The organism is uncultured Senegalimassilia sp. (assembly GCF_934632265.1).
In the GTDB taxonomy this organism is placed as follows: domain Bacteria; phylum Actinomycetota; class Coriobacteriia; order Coriobacteriales; family Eggerthellaceae; genus Senegalimassilia.
Map to the genome: position 1 here is coordinate 1 of NZ_CAKTYH010000155.1, position 3,639 is coordinate 3,639.

At 62.7% G+C, this 3,639-nt stretch carries 2 protein-coding genes; both read right to left on the minus strand.

All coding sequences use genetic code 11. The annotated features are described in order from the left end of the window. Window positions 1-2,228: molybdopterin-dependent oxidoreductase (locus Q0H50_RS08840; protein WP_294421542.1), on the minus strand; the 2,228-nt coding region annotated here is incomplete at its 3' end. Between the two features lie 258 nt (window positions 2,229-2,486). Further along, entirely contained in the window at window positions 2,487-3,359 is an 873-nt protein-coding gene (locus Q0H50_RS08845) for a hypothetical protein (protein ID WP_294421543.1), read from the minus strand. Window positions 3,360-3,639 lie beyond the last annotated feature (280 nt).

Consider the following 3,639-nt stretch of genomic DNA (forward strand, 5'->3'; position numbering starts at 1 on the left):
GCATAGGTCCGCGCCGCATCGGCCGATGCGGCGGCAGCAGATGCGCCAGCACCGCCCGAGCCCACAACCTTATACCCGTCGTATACAACGCTTCCCCAGTACTCATCCTCGGAAGCCCATTCCATGGGGAAGGCCTCCATAGCCTGCTCCATGGTGGTGACGCTCGGGTCGCCTCCTTGGGTGGCGACCCAATCCCAATACTCGTTGATGGTTTTCCAATACGGAGGAACCATGGGGCTGCCGATTTTCTCGGAATCGAGGCATGCTTCCATGTTCTCGTCGTACAGGTCGGAGGACGGGTCGCTCATTGCCTCGGCGATCTTGCCCCACACCATGATCTCATCGGCGGCCTCGAACAGGTTCGTCACCGGCTTGCGCAACAGGTTCACGTTCAGTCGAGCCTGGACAAACGCGTTTTCCAGCCACTCGCACGTGGGGAACACGATGTCGGCGGCTTCAGTGGTGAAACTGGTCGGGTACATGTAAGCATGCACGATAAGGTCGAACTTCGGGAACGCGTCAACCCACGAGCTGGAGTTGCCCAGCGCGGCCATCTTGTTGCCGGAACGCTCGATCCACACCTTGGGCTGGTACGGCTCGCCGGTGAGCACGGCCGATAGAATCGTCGGGATGTGGCTGTGCATCCAGCCGCCCAGACCCTTGTGCTCGCAGTAGCCCAAACGCTCGAGCACCGCGTCGTTGGTTTGGAACTCGAACTTCGTAGCGCCCATCATGCCAGGCGGGAAGATGGTCGATTCCGCAGATGAGAGGCCAGAAGACCCCTTCGCGCTCTTGCCGCCCACCTTGTTGGCCGGGCAGCCGCTGTGCCACAGGTGCGCGGTCATGCAGTCCAGCGCCGCGGCGCCGATGGCGGCCTGCGCCGAACCCGGGTACATGTCGGTGGCCACGCCCAGGGAAATGCCGCCGTGAGCGCTCGAGCAGTACAGCTCGATGGCCTCGATGATCTTCTCCTTCTTGCAGCCGGTGATCTCTGCTACGGTGTCCAGGTCGAAGTCGGCGCAGCGGTCCTTATAGGCCTCGAACGCGGTCTTGCACGTGATGGTGGAGCCGTCCTTGAGCTTCACGTCCACGGTGCCGAACATCTGCGGGTGGTACGAGCCGTCGTTGTCCGGACCCAGGGCGAAAGCCTTCGCGACCTCGCCCTTCTCGGTGTCGAAGTACACGTAGCCCTCGTCATCGGCAGTCACGTCGTCGAACACGGCGGAGGCGCGCAGCAGCTGGCCGTCCTTGGTGATGTCCTCGGCGACCGGCGGCAGGCTGACGTTGTCGCGCGGGTCGACGAGGAACGGCAGGTTCGTCCACTGCTCGCAGAAGGTCTCGTAGCCGGGGATCTTCTCGTAGAGCTTGTTCTCGATGATGTAGTGCATCCAGCCGAGCATCATGGCCATGTCGGTGCCGGGCTTGATGGGCAGCCACACATCGGCTTTGGATGCGTCAGCGTTAAAACGCGGGTCAACCACAATGGTCTTGCAGCCGTTCGCGCGCAACTCAGCTACGCAGCGACCGGACGTGGAAGGCGAATGCCATGCCGGGCCCGTGCCCCACATAACATAAACCTCGGCAAGCCCACCGTACTTAGCCGGCTTGTACAGCTCCGAACAGCCGGAGTCGGCGATGGAGGTGTCGCTCAGACCGTTGATCAGGGGCATAGTATAACTACGCGGCAGGTAGCACTGCGCGCAACCGGGCTCGAACACGTTGCCCGCGCCCCAGAAGTTGCGGAAACGCGGCGGGCTGAAGAACTGCGGGTTGCCGCCGCCACCAGTGCTGCACAGAAGGCCGTGCTTGCCGGTCTTATCGCGCATGTCGATCATGTGCTGGGCCACGGTTTTCGCCGCCTCATCCCAACTAATGCGCTCCCACTGGTTGCCGGGCTTTGCGCCCACGCGCTTCATGGGGTACTTGTTGCGGTTGGGGTGATACAGCGCCTGGATGCCCGACAAGCCCTTCGGGCATACGCGGCCCTTCGACATCGGGTCGATGGAATCGCCCCTCAGCTTGACGACGCGGCCGTTGCTCACCGTGGCGATGATGCCGCAGTTCGCGATGCAGGCGCGGCAGGACGTGCGAACCTCGTGCACGTCGTTGTCGGCCCACGCCTTGTCGCTCGGCGCCATGTTGTGCGCACAGCCCAGCCCCAGCGCGCTGACCGCGCCGGTGACCGCTGCCGCTTTCATGAACGAGCGACGTGTCATAGTCGTAGACAAAGCTTCCTCCTCCTTTTGATCCTTGCTAACTCGTCTATTGCGATAGGCAACGGGTTTTCGCCTGCTGCCATATTGCTTGTTGGGTGGGATGCGAATGGGTGGTGAACAGGGGACGGAGGTGTGTTCACGTTTGCCCTCAGGGAATCCAAGGCGTCAGCGCAAACACGCCTCCGTCCCCTGTTCACGCGTAAGCCGCAAGCCGATAGCGGGCTGGGGTTTCTCGCGCACCGGCATGCTCCGCTTCGCCGGCGGGCGCGATTACGCGGTTGCCTGCTCGCGCTTGTGGGCTTGCAGCATGCGCCTGCCTGCGTCGGTTGCGACCCAGGCGCCGCGCCACACCAGCGCGCCGGCTTTGTCCAGCTTGTCGACGTAGAAGTCGGGCGAGAGCTTGCGATGATCGGCCACAATGTCTTGCGACAGGCCGGAAGCGTTCTCGAAAAGCGCCTCGATTTCCGGGAACTTGCGCGGCTGCGCGCAGAAATCGAGCACGGCGAAATAGGTGTCGCGGCGATGCGGGCGCAGGGAGAGCTGCGCCTCGATGCGGCGCTCGGGCGCCAGCAGGCGCACGGTTTCGGCGCCGGCATCGGTGGCCTGGATGCGGTAGGTTGCGATCAGGTCGTCGGCCTCGTCTGGCGAGAGGCCCGCCAGACGCTCATCGGCGATGGGGTTGCCCTGCGCGTCCAGCGGCGTTTCCGCAAGGCCGCCGGCATCGACGAGCATCTGGATCATGGCGAACGGCGTCTGCATGATGTGGCTGTACACGAACTCGTCGGTCTGGGCGATGAAATCCTCGACCTCGGTGAAGTCATGGGGCTGCTGGCAGAACGCCAGCGTCTTATACAGCGCCTCGCGCAACGCGTTCTGCGAACCGACGCACATGACCACCGCGTTCACGCGATCGGCGAACGTGGGCTCGTCGGGAAGCTCGTATCCGACATTTGCGCCCGCGCCCTGCGCGATGGCGGCGGGGTCGACGGTTGCGGCGCCGGCACCCGAGGCGATGGAGGGCTTGCGATTGCCGAAGCTGTCGGCCTCGGGCTCGCGCATATCCATCAGGTAGCCGCCTTCCGCATACTTCTCGTAGCTCGACGGAACCTCGAACTTTGGTAACGGCTTGTTCTTGATGTTCATAATGACCCCCTCGTCTCGGAACGGTCACCACCATACGTTTTCCGCAAAACTCCAGCTACGTCACTAGTTAACTATGTTGGCACCGCCTTATGGTCAGTTGTTAACTAGTCGAATATGGACGTAGGGGTTTAGAATGGCTAGGCAAGGAAGAGGGCTGCGGCACCAGCCGGACGGGGGGGATGGAAACCAGGGAGCCTACCGCACGTGAACAGACGATATGCCCATCGAGATGGCAGCAAGAAGGAAGCCTCGCTGTTGTTGATTCATATGCGCCTTCGTC

What these genes read in the sequence shown, in the direction of transcription:
- Q0H50_RS08845 (WP_294421543.1), bottom strand. Translation starts at nt 3,359, where the DNA reads ATGAACATCAAGAACAAGCCGTTACCAAAGTTCGAGGTTCCGTCGAGC.